Raw genomic sequence first — 15,440 nt, forward strand, 5'->3', positions numbered from 1 at the left:
GGGATTGTGGTGCATCTGCCCGTCGTCTTCCCGAATAAGTTTCCAACCGGTTGTTGTTTGGCAGACTCGCGCGCGGCCCCGTAAACTGCCCGATGCCATTTTTTCCCGCTGACCGAAGAGGACTCCGCATGAACCCACGCATTCGCCCGGCCCTGGCCGCCGTCGCCACCACCCTGGCCATTGCTGCCGCTGCACCGGCCTTCGCGGGCAAGACGCTCGATGCGGTCAAGCAGCGCGGCAGCGTCAAGTGCGGCGTGACCAACGGCGTGGCGGGCTTCTCGGCGCCCGACACCCAGGGCAACTGGTCGGGCCTGGACGTCGACACCTGCCGCGCAATCGCGGCGGCGGTGCTGGGCGACCCCAAGAAGGTGGAGTTCGTGCCGCTCAATTCGCAGCAGCGCTTCTCGGCCCTGCAGGCCGGCGAGATCGACATCCTCGCGCGCAACACCACCTGGAACCTGACGCGCGACGCCTCGCTGGGCTTCCACTTCACCACCATCACCTACTACGACGGCCAGGGCTTCCTGGTGCCCAAGAAGATCAAGGTGACGAGCGCCAGGCAACTCAAGAACGCCACGATCTGCACGCAGGCCGGAACCACCAACGAGAAGAACGTCGCCGACTGGTTCAAGGCCCAGAACATCCCCGTCAAGACCATCGTCTTCGACAGCTTCGAGGCCTCGTTCAAGGCCTTCTTCTCGGGCCGTTGCCAGGCCTTCACGACCGACAGCTCGGCGCTCGCCGGCCTGCGCAACAAGGAGGCGCCGAATCCCGACGACTACGTGATCCTGCCCGAGCTGATCTCCAAGGAGCCGCTGGCACCGCTGGTGCGCCGCGGCGACGACGAATGGTTCGCGATCGCCAAGTGGGTGCCCAACGCGCTGATCGAGGCCGAGGAGGTCGGCATCACGCAGGCCAACATCGACGAGCTCAAGGCCGGCAGCAAGGACCCTGCCCAGCAGCGCCTGGTCGGCAGCGGCGACGACGTCGGCAAGCTGCTGGGGCTCGACAAGGACTGGTCCTACCGCGCGATCAAGGCGGTCGGCAACTACGGCGAGGTGTTCGAGCGCAACGTCGGGCCCAAGTCGACGCTCAAGCTGCCGCGCGGCTCCAACAACCTCTGGAACAAGGGCGGCCTGATGTACGGATTGCCGGTGCGATGAACCGGCCGGGGGCGGGCGGCCGCCGCGCCGCCTGGCTCGCATGGGGGCTGCAGGCCCTGCTGGTCGCGGCGGTGGCCGGTGCCGCGTTCTGGCTCGTGCACCACGCGCTCGAGCTGCTGCGCGCCCGCGGCGTGCGCTCGGGCTTCGATTTCCTGCTGCAGCCGGCGGGCTTCGACATCTCCGAGGGCTGGCTCAGCTTCGACGCCGGCCAACCGTTCTGGCGCGCCTTCCTGGCCGGCCTCATCAACACGGTGCGCGCGGCCATTCCGGCGGCGCTGCTGGCGGTGCTGTTCGGCACGCTGATCGGCATCGGCCGGCTGGCGCCGCACGTGCTGGTGCGCGGCTTGTGCACGGCCTACGTGGAGACGGTGCGCAATGTGCCACTGCTGGTGCAGCTGCTGATGCTCTATTTCGCGATCACCCAGCTGCTGCCCGACTCCACCGACCCGCTCGAGCTGCTGCCCGACGTCTGGCTCAGCAAGGGCGGCCTGTCGCTGCCGTGGCCGGTGCGCGAGGAGGGCGCCTGGTTTCCGGATCGGCTCGAATGGCCCGAGCGCGGCAGCTTCAACGTCAGCGGCGGGGCGGCACTGAGCCCCGAGTACCTCGCGATCGTGGGTGCGCTGGCGCTCTACACGGCGGCCTTCGTGGCCGAGATCGTGCGCGCCGGGATCGGCTCGGTCTCGCAGGGCCAGCGGCTCGCCGCCCGCGCGCTCGGGCTGTCTCCGGGGCAGGAACTTCGGATCGTCGTCATGCCGCAGGCGCTGCGGGTGATCGTGCCGGCGCTCACCAACCAGCTGCTGAGCCTGACCAAGAACTCCTCGCTGGCGGTCGTGGTGGGCTATCCCGAACTCGTCTCGGTGGCCAACACCGCGCTCAATTCGACCGGGCGCGCCTTCGAATGCATCGCGGTGATCATGGCGGTCTACCTGAGCCTGTCGCTGCTGATCTCGGGCGGCATGAACTTCTACAACGCGCGGGTGGCGCTCAGGGGGTGGCGATGAGGGCGCAAGGCACCGCCTGGCGCCAGGAGCTCTGGGGCTCGCCGCTGCGCGCCGCGTTCACGCTGGCGCTGCTGGCGCTGTTCGGCTGGGCCGCGCTGCATGGCTTCGATTGGGCCGTGCGGCAGGCCGTGTTCCGCCCCGACGCCGAGGCCTGCCGCGCGGTGGCGCACGGTGCCTGCTGGGGCGTGGTGGCCGAGAAGTGGCGCCCGATGCTGTTCGGCCGCTATCCCTACGAGGACCAGTGGCGGCCCGCGGTCGCGGTCACGCTGCTTTCGGCCACCACGCTGCTGAGCGCCTGGCCGCGCAGCTGGCGCTGGTGGCTGCTGCCGCTGTGGATCGCGACGCTGGCGCTGGCCCTGCTGCTGATGCACGGCGGGCTGTTCGGACTCGAGGTCGTGCCGACCAGCCGCTGGGGCGGCCTGCCGCTGACCATCGGCCTGGCGGTCGTCGGGCTCGCGCTGGCGTTTCCGCTGGCCCTGCTGCTGGCGCTCGGCCGCCGCTCGCAGTGGCCCGTTCTGCGCACGCTGAGCGCGACCTACATCGAGCTGGTGCGCGGCGTGCCGCTCATCTCGGTGCTGTTCATGGCCTCGTTCCTGCTGCCGCTGTTGTGGCCTGCGGGCTGGCGGCCCGACGTCCTGCTGCGCGTGCTGGCGGGCCTGGTGCTGTTCGTGGCGGCGTATTTCGCCGAGATCATCCGCGGCGGCCTGCAGGCGGTGCCGCGCGGCCAGACCGAGGTCGCGATGGCGCTCGGCTTCGGCCGCTGGCCGGTGCAGCGCGACATCGTGCTGCCGCAGGCGCTGCGGCTGGTGGTGCCGGCGCTGACCAACAGCGTGGTCGGCACCCTGAAGGACACCTCGCTGGTCACGGTGGTCGGCCTGTTCGAGCTCACGGGTGCGCTCGGCCTCGCGCTAGGCGGCGATCCGACCTGGCGCCCGTTCTATCTCGAGGGCTACCTGTTCATCGCGGCGGTGTACTGGGTGCTGTGCTTCGGGCTGTCGCGCTACAGCGCGTGGCTGGAGCGTCGGCTGGCCACGCCCTGAGCGCCGGCGCGCGGTGGCGGCGCGCTACGACGCCAGCGCCTCGAGCAGTTCGGTCTCGATCGCGAGCTGCGCGCGCTGGCCCTGCAGCTCGGGGCCGCTGATCAGGAAGGTGTCCTCGATGCGCTCGCCGAGCGTCGTGACCTTGGCCAGCTGCAGGTTGAGGTGATGGCGCGCCAGCACCCGCGCCACCGAATAGAGCAGCCCCGCGCGATCGCTGGCCGAGATGCTGAGCAGCCAGCGCTGCGCCTTCTCGTCGGGCAGCAGGCTGATGCGCGGCTTGATCGGGAAGCTGCGCACCCGGCGCGACACCCGGCCCTTGCTGGGCGGCGGCAGCGGCCCGGCTTCGCTCAGCGTCTTCGTGAGGCCGGCCTCGACCATGTTGATCAGGTCGCGGTAGTGCTCGGGCACGAAGGTGGTCACGACCTGGAAGGTGTCGAGCGCGAAGCCGTTGCTGGTGGTGTGGACCTTGGCATCCAGGATGCTGAACGACGACTGGTCGAAGTAGCCGCAGATGCGCACGAACAGGTCGGCCTGGTCGGGCGTGTAGACCACCACCTGCAGGCCTTCGCCCACCGGCGACAGCCGCGCCCGCACCAGCGGTGGCGCGCGCGGATCGAGCGGCACGCCGGCCGGCGGCACGTGGCGCGACAGCTGCTTGGCGTGCCAGGCGATCTCGGAGGCGTCGTGGCGCATGAAATAGCCCACGTCGAGCGTCTCCCACAGCGCCTTGTGGGCATTGGTGGGCTCCGCGTGCAGCGCCAGCTGGACCAGGGCCTCGCGCTTGCGGGCCTCGATCTCGGCGCCCGGGTCGGGCATGTGGCCGCCGAGCGCGCGCGACGCCGCGCGGTACAGATCCTCGAGCAGCTTGCCCTTCCAGGCGTTCCAGACCCGCGGAGAGGTGCCGCGGATGTCGGCGATGGTGAGCAGGTAGAGCGCCGTCAGGTAGCGTTCGCTGCCCACGCGCTGGGCGAAGGTGCCGATCACCTCGGGGTCGCTGAGGTCCTGCTTCTGCGCGACCTGGCTCATTACGAGGTGCTCGGCGACCAGGAACTCGATCAGCTTCGAATCCTCGCGGGCAATGCCGTGCTGGCGGCAGAAGCGCCGCACGTCGCGCGCGCCGAGCGTGGAATGGTCGCCGCCGCGGCCCTTGGCGATGTCGTGGAAGAGCGCCGCCACGTAGAGGATCCAGGGCTTGTCCCAGCCGGCCGCGAGCTGCGAGCACAGTGGGTACTCGTGCGCGTGCTCGGCGATGAAGAAGCGGCGCACGTTGCGCAGCACCATCAGGATGTGCTGGTCGACCGTGTAGACATGGAACAGGTCGTGCTGCATCTGGCCCACGATGCTGCGGAACACGCGCAGATAGCGCCCGAGCACCGAGGTCTGGTTCATCAGCCGCAGCGCGTGCGTGATGCCGCGCGGCTGCAGCAGCATGCGCATGAAGGTCTCGTGATTGACCGGGTCGTTGCGGAACCTGCTGTCCATCACGTGGCGCGCGTTGTAGAGCGCGCGCAGCGTGCGCGCCGACAGGCCGTTGACGCCGATGGTCTTCTGGTAGAGCAGGAAGGTCTCGAGGATCGCGTGCGGGTTCTTCAGGTAGAGGTCGTCGCTCGCGACCTCGATCAGGCCGCCCTTCTCGAAGAAGCGCTCGTTGATCGGCGTCGCCTCGTCGGCCTGCGGCTGCAGCCGCTCGGCGATGTTGAGCAGCAGGATCTGGTTGAGCTGCGTGACCGCCTTGGCGGCCCAGTAGTAGCGCCGCATGAGCGCCTCGCTGGCCTTGCGCTGCGACTCGCCGACGTAGCCGAAGGTGGCGGCCACGGCGGTCTGCAGGTCGAACACCAGCCGGTCCTCGCGCCGATTGGCCGTGACGTGCAGGCGCGCGCGGATCAGGCTCAGCAGCGCCTCGTTGCGCTTGATCTGCTGGGCCTCGAAGGCGGTGGCGAGGCCGTTGCGGGCAAGGTCGTCCCAGCGGCTGCCGAAACCCGCGGCCTTGGTCATCCAGAGGATGGTCTGCAGGTCGCGCAGGCCGCCCGGCGATTCCTTGCAGTTGGGTTCGAGCGCGTAGGGCGTGTTGTCGAACTTCTGGTGGCGGTGCCGCATCTCCTGCGACTTGGCGGCAAAGAAGGCCTGCGGGTCGATCGCGGCGAAGAAGCTTTTGCGAAAGCCCGCGTAGAGCTTCTTGTCGCCGATCACCAGTCGCGATTCGAGCAGCGAGGTCTGGACCGTGACGTCCTTCGCGGCCTCGGCCAGGCATTCGTCCACCGTCCGCACGCTCGAGCCGATCTCGAGCCCGGCGTCCCAGCACTGGCCGATGAAGGCCTCGAGGCGGCCCGGCGCGATGCCGTCCGGATGCTCCTCGGGCAGCAGCAGCAGCACGTCGACGTCCGAGAACGGGAACAGCTCGCCGCGGCCGAAGCCGCCGACCGCCACCAGGGCGGCCGAACTGCCGAAGCCGGCGTCCTCCCAGAGTGCGGCGAGCGTCTCGTCGGCCAGCGCCGCCAGCTGGCGCAACACCGTATGGACGCTGCGCGTGGGCGCGCGCGCACTGCGCAGCTGGTCGAACAGGGCCAGCTTGTGCGTGCGGTAGGCGTCGCGCAACGAAGCGATGTCCACCTTGACCGCCTGGGGGCGCTCGCGCGGGCTCAAGCCGTGGCGCTGACGAAAGCGGGCGGCGGCGGGCTGCCGGCCGACAGCGTGAGGACCTCGTAGCCGGTCTCGGTCACCAGCACCGTGTGCTCCCATTGGGCCGACAGCGAGTGATCGCGCGTGACGATGGTCCAGCCGTCGTACTGGCCGCCCTTGGCGTCTTCCTTGATCTCCCGCTTGCCGGCGTTGATCATCGGCTCGATCGTGAAGGTCATGCCCGGCTTGAGCTCCTCGAGCGTGCCCGGGCGGCCGTAGTGCAGTACCTGGGGCTCTTCATGAAAGCCGCGGCCGATGCCGTGGCCGCAGAACTCGCGCACGACCGAGAAGCCGTTGCTCTCGGCGAAACGCTGGATCGCGAAGCCGATGTCGCCCAGGCGGGCGCCGGGCCGGACCTTGACGATGCCGTGCCACATGGCGTCGTAGGTGAAGCTGCACAGCCGCTTGGCCGCGATCGAGGCGTCGCCGATCACGAACATCCGGCTGGTGTCGCCGTGCCAGCCGTCCTTGATGACCGTGATGTCGCAGTTGACGATGTCACCCTTCTTGAGCGCCTTGTCGTTCGGGATGCCGTGGCACACCACGTGGTTGACCGAGGTGCAGATCGACTTCGGGTAGGGCGTGCTGCTGGCACCCATGTAGTTGAGTGGCGCGGGAATGGCGCCCTGGACCTGCGTGATGTAGTCGTGGGCCAGCTTGTCGATCTCGTTGGTCGTCTTGCCGGCGACCATGTGGGGGGTCAGGTAGTCCAGCACCTCGGAGGCCAGTCGGCATGCCACGCGCATGCCGGCCACGCCTTCGGCGTCTTTGTAGGTAATGCTCATCGCCGGAATTATCCCATCGGAGGCCGTTAAAATTCAGGGTTAGCGCGGATGGCCCCAGTCAGCGGCCGCCGCCTCATTTCTCATGAATTCCAACGCGGCCCCTGCGGCCGACCCGAACGTGACGCTGCCCGTGAATCCGCCTGCCACCCGTGCTGTTCCCGTCGCCCCCGTGGTGACCTACTTCGAGGGCGGCAGCGCACTCAGCGACTTCCGGGCCCGCCAGCTGCTGCCGCGGCTGCAGGCGATCGATCCGCGCATCGAGGGCCTGAGCGCCCGTTTCGTGCACCTGGTGGTGACCGAAGGGGCGCTCGACGGCAGCGCCCGCGAGCGTTTCGCGGCCTTGCTGAGCTACGGCGAGCCTTTCGAGGCGCCGGCCAAGGCCGGGCCGACCGTCATCGTCACGCCGCGCCTGGGCACCGTGTCGCCCTGGGCCTCCAAGGCCACCGACATCGCCCACAACTGCGGCCTGGCGCTGCGCCGGGTCGAGCGCGTCACCGAATACCACCTGGCGCTCAAGGCGCCGCTGCTCGACAAGGCCTTCGGCAAGGCTCCGGCGCTCGATGCCGGGCAGCTGCAGGCCGTGGCCGCGCTGCTGCACGACCGCATGACCGAATCGGTGCTGGCCGGGCTGGACCAGGCCGCCGGCCTGTTCGCCGAGCTGCCGCCGCAGCCCATGGCCCAGGTCGACGTGCTCGCGGGTGGGCGGGTGGCGCTGGTGGACGCCAACACGCGCTTCGGCCTGGCGCTGGCCGAGGACGAGATCGACTACCTGGTCGAGGCCTTCACGCGCCTGGGCCGCAACCCGAGCGACGTCGAGCTGATGATGTTCGCGCAGGCCAACAGCGAGCACTGCCGCCACAAGATCTTCAACGCCGACTTCGTGATCGACGGCCGGGCCCAGCCGCAGAGCCTGTTCTCGATGATCCGCCACACCGAACGCCAGAGCCCGCAGCACACGGTCATCGCCTATGCCGACAACGCGTCGGTCATGGAGGGCTCGACCATCGAGCGCTTCGTGGCGGCCTCCGGATCGGGCAGCTACGCGAAGCAGGAAGCGCTGAGCCACGTGCTCATGAAGGTCGAGACACACAACCATCCGACCGCCATCTCGCCGTTCCCCGGTGCCTCGACCGGCGCCGGCGGCGAGATCCGCGACGAAGGGGCCACCGGCCGCGGCTCCAGGCCCAAGGCCGGCCTGACCGGATTTACGGTGTCGAAGCTCTGGCCGGCCGAAGGCAGCTACGGCAAGCCCGAGCACATCGCGAGCCCGCTGCAGATCATGACCGAGGGGCCGCTGGGCGGCGCCGCCTTCAACAACGAGTTCGGCCGACCCAACCTGCTGGGCTACTTTCGCGAGTACGAGCAGGCGATCCGGAGCGACGCCGGCATCGAGCAGCGCGGCTATCACAAGCCGATCATGATCGCGGGCGGCCTCGGCAGCATCGACGCCGGCCAGACGAAGAAGATCCGCTTCCCGGCCGGCAGCCTGCTGATCCAGCTCGGTGGCCCCGGCATGCGCATCGGCATGGGCGGCAGCGCCGCCAGCTCGATGGCCACCGGCGCCAACGCGGCCGAGCTCGACTTCGACTCGGTGCAGCGCGGCAACCCGGAGATCGAGCGCCGTGCCCAGGAGGTCATCAACCACTGCTGGCAGCAGGGCGAGGCCAATCCGATCCTCGCGATCCACGACGTCGGCGCGGGCGGGCTGAGCAATGCCTTCCCCGAGCTCACGAACGACGCCGGCCGCGGCGCCCGCTTCGACCTGCGCGCGGTGCCGCTCGAGGAATCGGGCATGGCGCCGAAGGAGATCTGGTGCAACGAGAGCCAGGAGCGCTACGTGCTCGCGATCGCGCCCGAATCGCTGCCGCAGTTCCGGGCCTTCTGCGAGCGCGAGCGCTGCCCGTTCGCGGTGGTCGGCGTTGCCACGGACGAGCGCCAGTTGCTCGTCGTCGACGAGGGTGCCGAGGCGCAGCCGGTCGACATGCCGATGGACGTGCTGCTCGGCAAGCCGCCCAAGATGCTGCGCGACGTCAGGACCGTGGCGCGCCGCTTCCAGCCGCTCGACCTCACGGGCGTCGCGCTGCAGCAGGCCGCGATCGACGTGCTGTCGCATCCCACCGTGGCTTCCAAGCGCTTCCTCGTGACGATCGGCGACCGCACGGTGGGCGGCCTGAGCCACCGCGACCAGATGGTCGGCCCGTGGCAGGTGCCGGTGGCCGATTGCGCCGTCACGCTGGCCGACTACAAGGGCTTCGCGGGCGAGGCCATGAGCATGGGCGAGCGCACGCCGCTGGCCGCGCTCGACGCGCCGGCCTCGGGCCGCATGGCGGTCGGCGAAGCCATCACCAACCTGATCGCGGCACCGATCGAGCTGTCGCGGGTCAAGCTGTCGGCCAACTGGATGGCGGCCTGCGGCGAGCCCGGCGAGGACGCGGCACTCTACGAGACGGTGAAGGCGGTGGGCCTCGAGCTCTGCCCGGCGCTCGGCATCTCGATTCCGGTCGGCAAGGATTCGCTGTCGATGCGCACGCAATGGCAGGACGGCGGCGAAGCGAAGAAGGTCAGCTCGCCCGTGAGCCTGATCGTGACCGCCTTCGCCACGCTCGCCGACGTGCGCGGCACGCTCACGCCGCAATTGGACGCCGACGAGCCCGACAGCACCCTGGTGCTGATCGACCTCGGCCGCGGCCGCCAGCGCATGGCCGGCAGCATCCTGGCCCAGACCCTGGGCCAGAGCGGCGACACGGTGCCCGATCTCGACGATCCGCAGGACCTCGTCAAGCTCGTGGCCGCGGTGAATGCGCTGCGCGCCGAAGGCAGGATCCTCGCGCTGCACGACCGCAGCGACGGTGGCCTGTTCGCCGCCGCCTGCGAGATGGCCTTTGCGGGCCACGTGGGCGTGGCGCTCAACGTCGACATCCTGGTCACCGAGGGCGACGGCATCAGCGACAGCCGCGCCGAATACGGCGACGCCAAGAACTGGGCCGGCCAGGTGAGCGCCCGACGCGAGGAGCTCACGCTCAAGGCGCTGTTCAACGAAGAGCTCGGCCTGCTGCTGCAAGTGCGCACCGCGGAGCGCAACGAGGTCATGCAGACCCTGCGCGCCCACGGCCTGAGCGCCTGCAGCCATTTCGTCGGCAAGACCCGGCCGCAGAGCTCGGCCATCGAGGCCGGCAAGGGCCGCGTCGAGGTCTGGCGCGACGCCAAGTCGGTGTTCGGCGCCGAGCTGGCCGACCTGCACCAGGTCTGGGATTCGGTCAGCTGGAAGATCTGCCGCGAGCGCGACAACCCCGACTGTGCCGACGCCGAGCATGCCGCGGCCGGCGACCGCGAGGACCCGGGCGCCCACGTTCTGCTCGCGCCCGGCGCGACCGATGACGTCGCCGCCCCATTCCTGAACCTGGCGCGGCCCCGGGTCGCGATCCTGCGCGAGCAGGGCGTCAACTCGCATGTCGAGATGGCCTATGCCTTCACCGAGGCCGGCTTCGAGGCCTTCGACGTCCACATGACCGATCTGCAGACGGGCAGGGCGGACCTGGCCGACTTCAAGGGCATCGTCGCCTGCGGCGGCTTCAGCTACGGCGACACGCTGGGCGCTGGCATCGGCTGGGCCCGCAGCATCACCTTCAATCCGAGGCTGGCCGGACAGTTCGGCGACTTCTTCGGCCGCGCCGACACCTTCGGCCTGGGCGTCTGCAACGGCTGCCAGATGTTCGCTGAACTGGCCGACATCATCCCGGGAGCCGAGGCCTGGCCGCGCTTCACGACCAACCTGAGCGAGCGCTTCGAGGCCCGGCTGTCGATGGTCGAGGTGCTCGATTCGCCGAGCCTGTTCTTCGCCGGCATGGCCGGCAGCCGGATGCCGATCGCGGTCGCGCACGGCGAGGGCTATGCCAATTTCAAGCACCGCGGCGACCCGGCGCGCGCGATCGCCGCGATGCGCTTCGTCGACAACCACGGCGCCGCGACCGAGCGCTATCCGTTCAATCCCAACGGCAGCGCGGGTGGCCTGACCTCGGTGACCACCGCCGACGGCCGCTTCACGGCGCTGATGCCGCATCCCGAGCGGGTGTTCCGCAACATCCAGAAGAGCTGGACCTCGGGCGATGCGAGCGACACGAGCCCCTGGATGCGGATCTGGCGCAACGCGCGCAAGTGGGTCGGCTGATTCCGATGCGCAGACGTTCCGTCGTCGGCGCCGGCTTCGTGGCCGGCGGCACGATGCTCGGCATCACGTCCTTGGCCGGCGCCGCCGAAGCCTTCGGCGCATTGAAGAAGTCGCCGCGCATGCCGGTGATCTTCGTCGGCCACGGCAGCCCGATGAACGCGATCGGCGACAACGCCTACCGGCGCAGCTGGCAGTCGCTGGGCGCGGAGTTCGGCACGCGCTATCCGAAGCCGCAGCTGATCCTGTGCGTGTCGGCGCACTGGCTGACGCGTGGCGGCTGGTACCTGACCGGCATGGCCCGGCCCAGGATGATCCACGACTTCGGCGGCTTCCCGCAGGCGCTGTTCGATCAGCAGTATCCGGCGCCGGGTGCGCCCGAGGCCGCCGCGCAGATCGCACAGGCCGTGCGGCAGCCGCTCAGCGGCGCCCCGCTGAGCCTCGACACGTCCGAATGGGGCTTCGATCACGGCACGTGGTCGGTGCTCAAGCCGATGTTTCCGCGCGCCGACATCCCGGTGATCCAGCTCGGCATGGACTACGCCAGGCCGCCGGCCCAGCACTACCAGGTCGGCCAGCAGCTGCGCGCGCTGCGCGAGCGCGGCGTGCTGATCGTCGGCAGCGGCAACATCGTGCACAACCTGCGCGTCACGCGGCGCGACGCCGCGCCTGACCAGGCCTACGACTGGGCGATCGAGTTCGACCGCGTCGTCGCCGATCAACTGGCCAACGGACGCCTGAAGGAGCTTTCGGAGTTCAGGAACCTCGGGTCGATGGCGGCCCAGGCCCATCCGACGCACGACCACTACCTGCCCCTTCTCCATGCCGCCGGCGCGGTCGACGCCAGGGAGAGCCCGCGCTTCTTCAATGCCGACTTCCAGTCGGCCTCGATATCGATGCGCTCGGTGGTCTGGGGCTGAACCGCGCCGGGCGCGCAGGCATGAAAAAAGCGGCCCGCAGGCCGCTCCTTGCCAACAGGCCGCAAGGGCCTACTCGACCTTCGCCTTGGCGCGCAGGTCTTCCTGGTACTTCTGCAGCCGCTGCTGCTGCAGCTGCTGCGTGACCTGCGGCTTGACTTCCTCGAGCTTCGGCAGCTGGGCCTGGCGGATGTCGTCGACGCGGATGATGTGATAGCCGAACTGCGACTTCACGGGCACTGCGGTGGTCTCGCCCTTCTTGAGCTTGATCATGGCTTCCGAGAACTCGGGCACGAAGCTCGCGGGCGCAGCCCAGTCGAGGTCGCCGCCGTTGGCGCCCGAACCCGGGTCCTTGCTCTGCTTCTTGGCGATGTCCTCGAACTTGGCGCCCTTCTTGAGGTCGGCCAGGATCTTGTTGGCCTGGTCCTCGGTCTCAACCAGGATGTGGCGAGCCTTGAATTCCTTGCCTGCGTTGGCTGCGACGAACTTGTCGTACTCGGCCTGCACGTCGGCGTCGGTCACCGGATTGGTCTTGCGGTAGTTGTCGAACAGCTGGCGGATCAGGATCGCCTGGCGAGCCAGTTCGAGCTGGTTCTTGTAGTCGTCGGTGGCGTCGAGGCCCTGCTTCTGCGCTTCCTGCATGAAGATCTCGCGCGCGATGATTTCCTCGCGCAGCTGACCCTGCATCTCGGGCGTGACCGGCCGGCCGGCGGCCGCCAGTTGCTGGGCCAGCACGTCCATGCGTGCCTTGGGCACGGCCTTGCCGTTGACGATGGCGGCGTTCTGCGCCATGGCGCCGAACGGAAGGGCGCCGACGATGGCCGCGAGCGCGACCGCCTGGAGGATGTTTTTCTTCATAGAGGGGAGGGGTGGTGTCGCCGCACGACCGTGCGGGTGGTGAATCAACGCTTCAAAGCGTCTCGATGGCAAGCGCGTGAAGGCCCTGTGCGATGAAAACTTGCAGCGCATCATACACAAGCCGATGGCGCGCCACGCGGGGCTTGCCGGCGAACAGGGGGGAAGCGATGCGGACCCGGAAATGGGTGCCGCGCCCCTCTGCATTGGCCCCCGCATGGCCCGCGTGGGCGGCGCTCTCGTCGATCACCTCGAGTTCGGTGGGCACGAGCGCCTCGCGCAGGCGCGCTTCGAGTTCGGCGGCGGTGGGCAAGCTGCTCATGCTGCCGGCTTGTCCGACTTGAGATGCGGCGAGATGTACAGGCCCTGCGCCACCAGGAAGGCGATCGGGAACACGTAGCCCCAGAGCTTGAAATCGACCCAGGCCTCGGTCGTGAAATTGGCCGCGACGTAGCCGTTGAGCACCGCCATGAACAGGCAGTAGACGATCCAGGCCACGTTCAGATGGCCCCAGATGCGCGCCGGCAGGTCCAGTTGCGCGCCCAGCAGCATCTTGAGGAAGTTCTTCTTGAAGCCCCAGAGCGCCACCGCGAGCGCGATGGACATCGCGCCGTACAGCACGGTCGGCTTCCACTTGATGAAGCGGTCGTCGTGCAACAGCAGCGTGAGCGAGCCGAACAGCAGGATCAGTACCAGCGTGGCCTTCTGCATCGGCTGCAGGCGGCGCTCCATGAACCAGATGATCGCCATCTGCAGCACGGTGGCGGCCATGAGCACGCCGGTCGCCGTGTAGATGTCGTAGAGCTTGAAGGCGCCGAAGAACAGCAGGATCGGGAAGAAGTCGATGACGAGTTTCATGGCGGGGCGTCAGGCGCCGTCCTTCTTGTCGTGGAACTCCAGCGAGGCGGAGTTCATGCAGTAGCGCAGGCCGGTTTCGGTCGGACCGTCGGGAAACACGTGGCCCAGGTGGGCGCCGCAGTTCGCGCAGACATTCTCGGTGCGCACCATGCCGTGCGAGCGGTCGACGATGTTGCGGATCGCGCCCGGCACCGCTTCCTGCGAGAAGCTGGGCCAGCCGCAGCCGGCGTCGAATTTCGTTCCCGAATCGAAGAGCTTGGCGCCGCAGCAGATGCAGTGGTAGCTGCCGTCGGCCCAATGGGCTTCGTACTTGCCGGTGTAGGGGCGCTCGGTGGCGGCGTGCCGCGTGACCTCGAAGGCGCCGCGCTCGGCGCCTTTCTCGGCCAGCAGGGCCTTCCATTCGGCATCGGTCTTTTCAACGGGTGAAGTCATGATGAGCAGCTGATCTCGATCGTGGAGGCCCAGTCGGGCGGGAAGCCGGCGAATTCTTCATGGCCGGCATGTTCGTCAAATGGGGACTCGAGCAGCGCCAGCAAGGTGGCGACGCCCGAGAAGTCCCTGGCGGCGGCGGCCTCGATCGCCTGCTGTCCCAAGTGGTTGCGCAGGACGAACTTCGGATTGTGGCCGAGCATGCGGCGGGCGGTCTCGGCGGCCGGCGTGCCGGCGCGGCGCGCCGCATGGCTCGCCCACCAGGCGTCGAAGCCCGCGCGATCGATGAACAGGTCGCGCACCGGGCCCGTGTCGCCGTCCGCCACCGCCTGCGAGAGGCGGCGCCAGAAGATCGTGTAGTCGACCTTTTCCTGCGCCAGCAGGCGCAATGCGCCCTCGATCAGCTGGCGGTCGCCGTCCGCGGCTTCGGCCAGTCCCAGCTTGGCCCGCATGCGGTCCTCGAACTCGGACGGGAACACCGTCTTGTAAGACTCGAGCGCAGCCACCGCGACCTGCTGGTCGCCGATCAGCGGCAGCAGGGCCTGGGCGAGGCAGAACAGGTTCCAGTAGGCGACGTTGGGCTGCTGGTTGAAGGCGTAGCGGCCGGCCGTATCGCTGTGGTTGCAGATGTGGCGCGGATCGAAGCCGTCGAGGAACTGGAACGGGCCGTAGTCGATCGTGAGCCCGAGGATGCTCATGTTGTCGGTGTTCATCACGCCGTGGCAGAAGCCCACCGCCTGCCAGCGGGCGAGCAGGGCGGCGGTGCGCTCGCTCACCGCCTCGAGGAAGGCCGCGTAGGCGTTGCCGTCGAAGCGATCGCTGTGCCGGCATTCGGGATAGTGGCGGTCGATGACGTGATCGGCCAGGGCGCGCAGTTCGCCGTCGCGCTGGTTGGCCGCGAAGTGCTCGAAATGGCCGAAGCGCACGAAGCTCGGTGCCAGCCGGGTCACGACCGCGGCGGTTTCCAGTTCCTCGCGTCGCACGCGGGCATCGGAGCCGGTCACGCACAGGGCGCGCGTGGTCGGGATGCCCAGGCCGTGCATCGCCTCGCTGCAGAGGAATTCGCGAATGCTCGAGCGCAGCACGGCACGGCCATCGCCCATCCGTGAATAGGGCGTGGGGCCGGCGCCCTTCAGCTGCACCTCGAGGCCACCCGCGGTTTCGCCGAGCATGATCGCGCGGCCATCGCCGAGCTGGCCGGCCCAGACGCCGAACTGGTGGCCGCTGTAGACCGTGGCGTAGGGCCGGGTGCCCGCGATTGGCAGATTGCCGGTGAAAGCCGCCAGGCCTTCGTCGGATTGCAGCCAGGAGTCGTCCAGCCCCAGGAGGCGCGCGGCCGATCCGCTGCGGCCGACCCAGTAGGGTTCGGGCAGCGGCCGCGGCTGGAGTTCGGTCAGGAAGGCGGGACCCAGCGCCGAAAAGCCAGGGGCCCAGCGCAGACCCGGGGCCACCAGGTCGGCTTCGTCGGCAAGCATGCTCATGGACGCCATTGTCCCGCAGCGCCCGAAACCCCGGCGCGGCGGGGGCTTGGCTGTCGCGGCCGCGATT

The 15,440-nt window shown here is 69.1% G+C and carries 12 protein-coding genes; 5 read left to right on the forward strand and 7 right to left on the reverse strand.

Annotated features, from left to right (window positions below):
• The first annotated feature begins 128 nt into the window (after window positions 1-128).
• The 3 genes from QTH87_RS12335 to QTH87_RS12345 are packed head-to-tail and all read left to right on the forward strand — an operon-like array spanning window position 129 to window position 3,204.
• Complete coding sequence (locus QTH87_RS12335; RefSeq protein WP_286609313.1) at window positions 129-1,163, forward strand: amino acid ABC transporter substrate-binding protein; 1,035 nt, start codon at window positions 129-131, stop codon at window positions 1,161-1,163.
• Entirely contained in the window at window positions 1,160-2,164 is a 1,005-nt protein-coding gene (locus QTH87_RS12340) for an amino acid ABC transporter permease (RefSeq protein WP_286609314.1), read from the forward strand. Before QTH87_RS12335 ends, QTH87_RS12340 begins: the two co-directional genes overlap by 4 nt.
• Window positions 2,161-3,204 (forward strand): amino acid ABC transporter permease, encoded by a 1,044-nt coding sequence (locus tag QTH87_RS12345; protein WP_286609316.1) that lies wholly within the window; start codon window positions 2,161-2,163, stop codon window positions 3,202-3,204. The genes QTH87_RS12340 and QTH87_RS12345 overlap by 4 nt, the downstream gene beginning before the upstream one ends.
• Before the next feature lie 24 nt (window positions 3,205-3,228).
• On the opposite strand, the gene QTH87_RS12350 is transcribed toward QTH87_RS12345, so the two are convergent.
• Both QTH87_RS12350 and map read right to left on the reverse strand, forming a co-directional pair.
• Window positions 3,229-5,943, reverse strand: a complete 2,715-nt coding sequence (locus QTH87_RS12350; RefSeq protein WP_444812782.1) for a [protein-PII] uridylyltransferase — start codon at window positions 5,941-5,943, stop codon at window positions 3,229-3,231.
• Window positions 5,844-6,668 (reverse strand): type I methionyl aminopeptidase, encoded by an 825-nt coding sequence (gene map, locus QTH87_RS12355; RefSeq protein WP_286609319.1) that lies wholly within the window; start codon window positions 6,666-6,668, stop codon window positions 5,844-5,846. Before map ends, QTH87_RS12350 begins: the two co-directional genes overlap by 100 nt.
• Before the next feature lie 82 nt (window positions 6,669-6,750).
• On the opposite strand from map, the gene purL reads away from it, so the two are divergent.
• Entirely contained in the window at window positions 6,751-10,836 is a 4,086-nt protein-coding gene (purL, locus tag QTH87_RS12360) for a phosphoribosylformylglycinamidine synthase (RefSeq protein ID WP_286609321.1), read from the forward strand.
• Between the two features lie 53 nt (window positions 10,837-10,889).
• Window positions 10,890-11,753: a 4,5-DOPA-extradiol-dioxygenase gene (ygiD, locus tag QTH87_RS12365; RefSeq protein WP_286610377.1), complete on the forward strand. Its 864-nt coding sequence runs from the start codon at window positions 10,890-10,892 to the stop codon at window positions 11,751-11,753.
• A 69-nt stretch (window positions 11,754-11,822) separates the two neighbouring features.
• On the opposite strand, the gene QTH87_RS12370 is transcribed toward ygiD, so the two are convergent.
• Genes QTH87_RS12370 through QTH87_RS12390 form a run of 5 tightly spaced genes read right to left on the reverse strand, consistent with a single transcriptional unit; the run spans window position 11,823 to window position 15,373 of the window.
• Entirely contained in the window at window positions 11,823-12,608 is a 786-nt protein-coding gene (locus tag QTH87_RS12370; RefSeq protein ID WP_286609322.1) for a foldase protein PrsA, read from the reverse strand.
• Window positions 12,609-12,660: 52 nt separating this feature from the next.
• Window positions 12,661-12,927: a BolA family protein gene (locus tag QTH87_RS12375; RefSeq protein WP_286609324.1), complete on the reverse strand. Its 267-nt coding sequence runs from the start codon at window positions 12,925-12,927 to the stop codon at window positions 12,661-12,663.
• The gene (locus QTH87_RS12380; RefSeq protein WP_286609325.1) at window positions 12,924-13,463 is read right to left on the reverse strand and encodes a septation protein A; all 540 of its coding nucleotides are present in this window, start codon (window positions 13,461-13,463) and stop codon (window positions 12,924-12,926) included. Before QTH87_RS12380 ends, QTH87_RS12375 begins: the two co-directional genes overlap by 4 nt.
• Before the next feature lie 9 nt (window positions 13,464-13,472).
• Window positions 13,473-13,895 carry a peptide-methionine (R)-S-oxide reductase MsrB gene (msrB, locus tag QTH87_RS12385; RefSeq protein WP_286609327.1) on the reverse strand — a complete coding sequence of 141 codons (423 nt, stop codon included), beginning with the start codon at window positions 13,893-13,895 and terminating at the stop codon, window positions 13,473-13,475.
• Complete coding sequence (locus tag QTH87_RS12390) at window positions 13,892-15,373, reverse strand: protein adenylyltransferase SelO (RefSeq protein ID WP_286609329.1); 1,482 nt, start codon at window positions 15,371-15,373, stop codon at window positions 13,892-13,894. The genes msrB and QTH87_RS12390 overlap by 4 nt, the downstream gene beginning before the upstream one ends.
• Between the last annotated feature and the right edge of the window lie 67 nt (window positions 15,374-15,440).

The organism is Variovorax jilinensis (genome assembly GCF_030316885.1).
GTDB lineage: Bacteria > Pseudomonadota > Gammaproteobacteria > Burkholderiales > Burkholderiaceae_C > Variovorax > Variovorax jilinensis.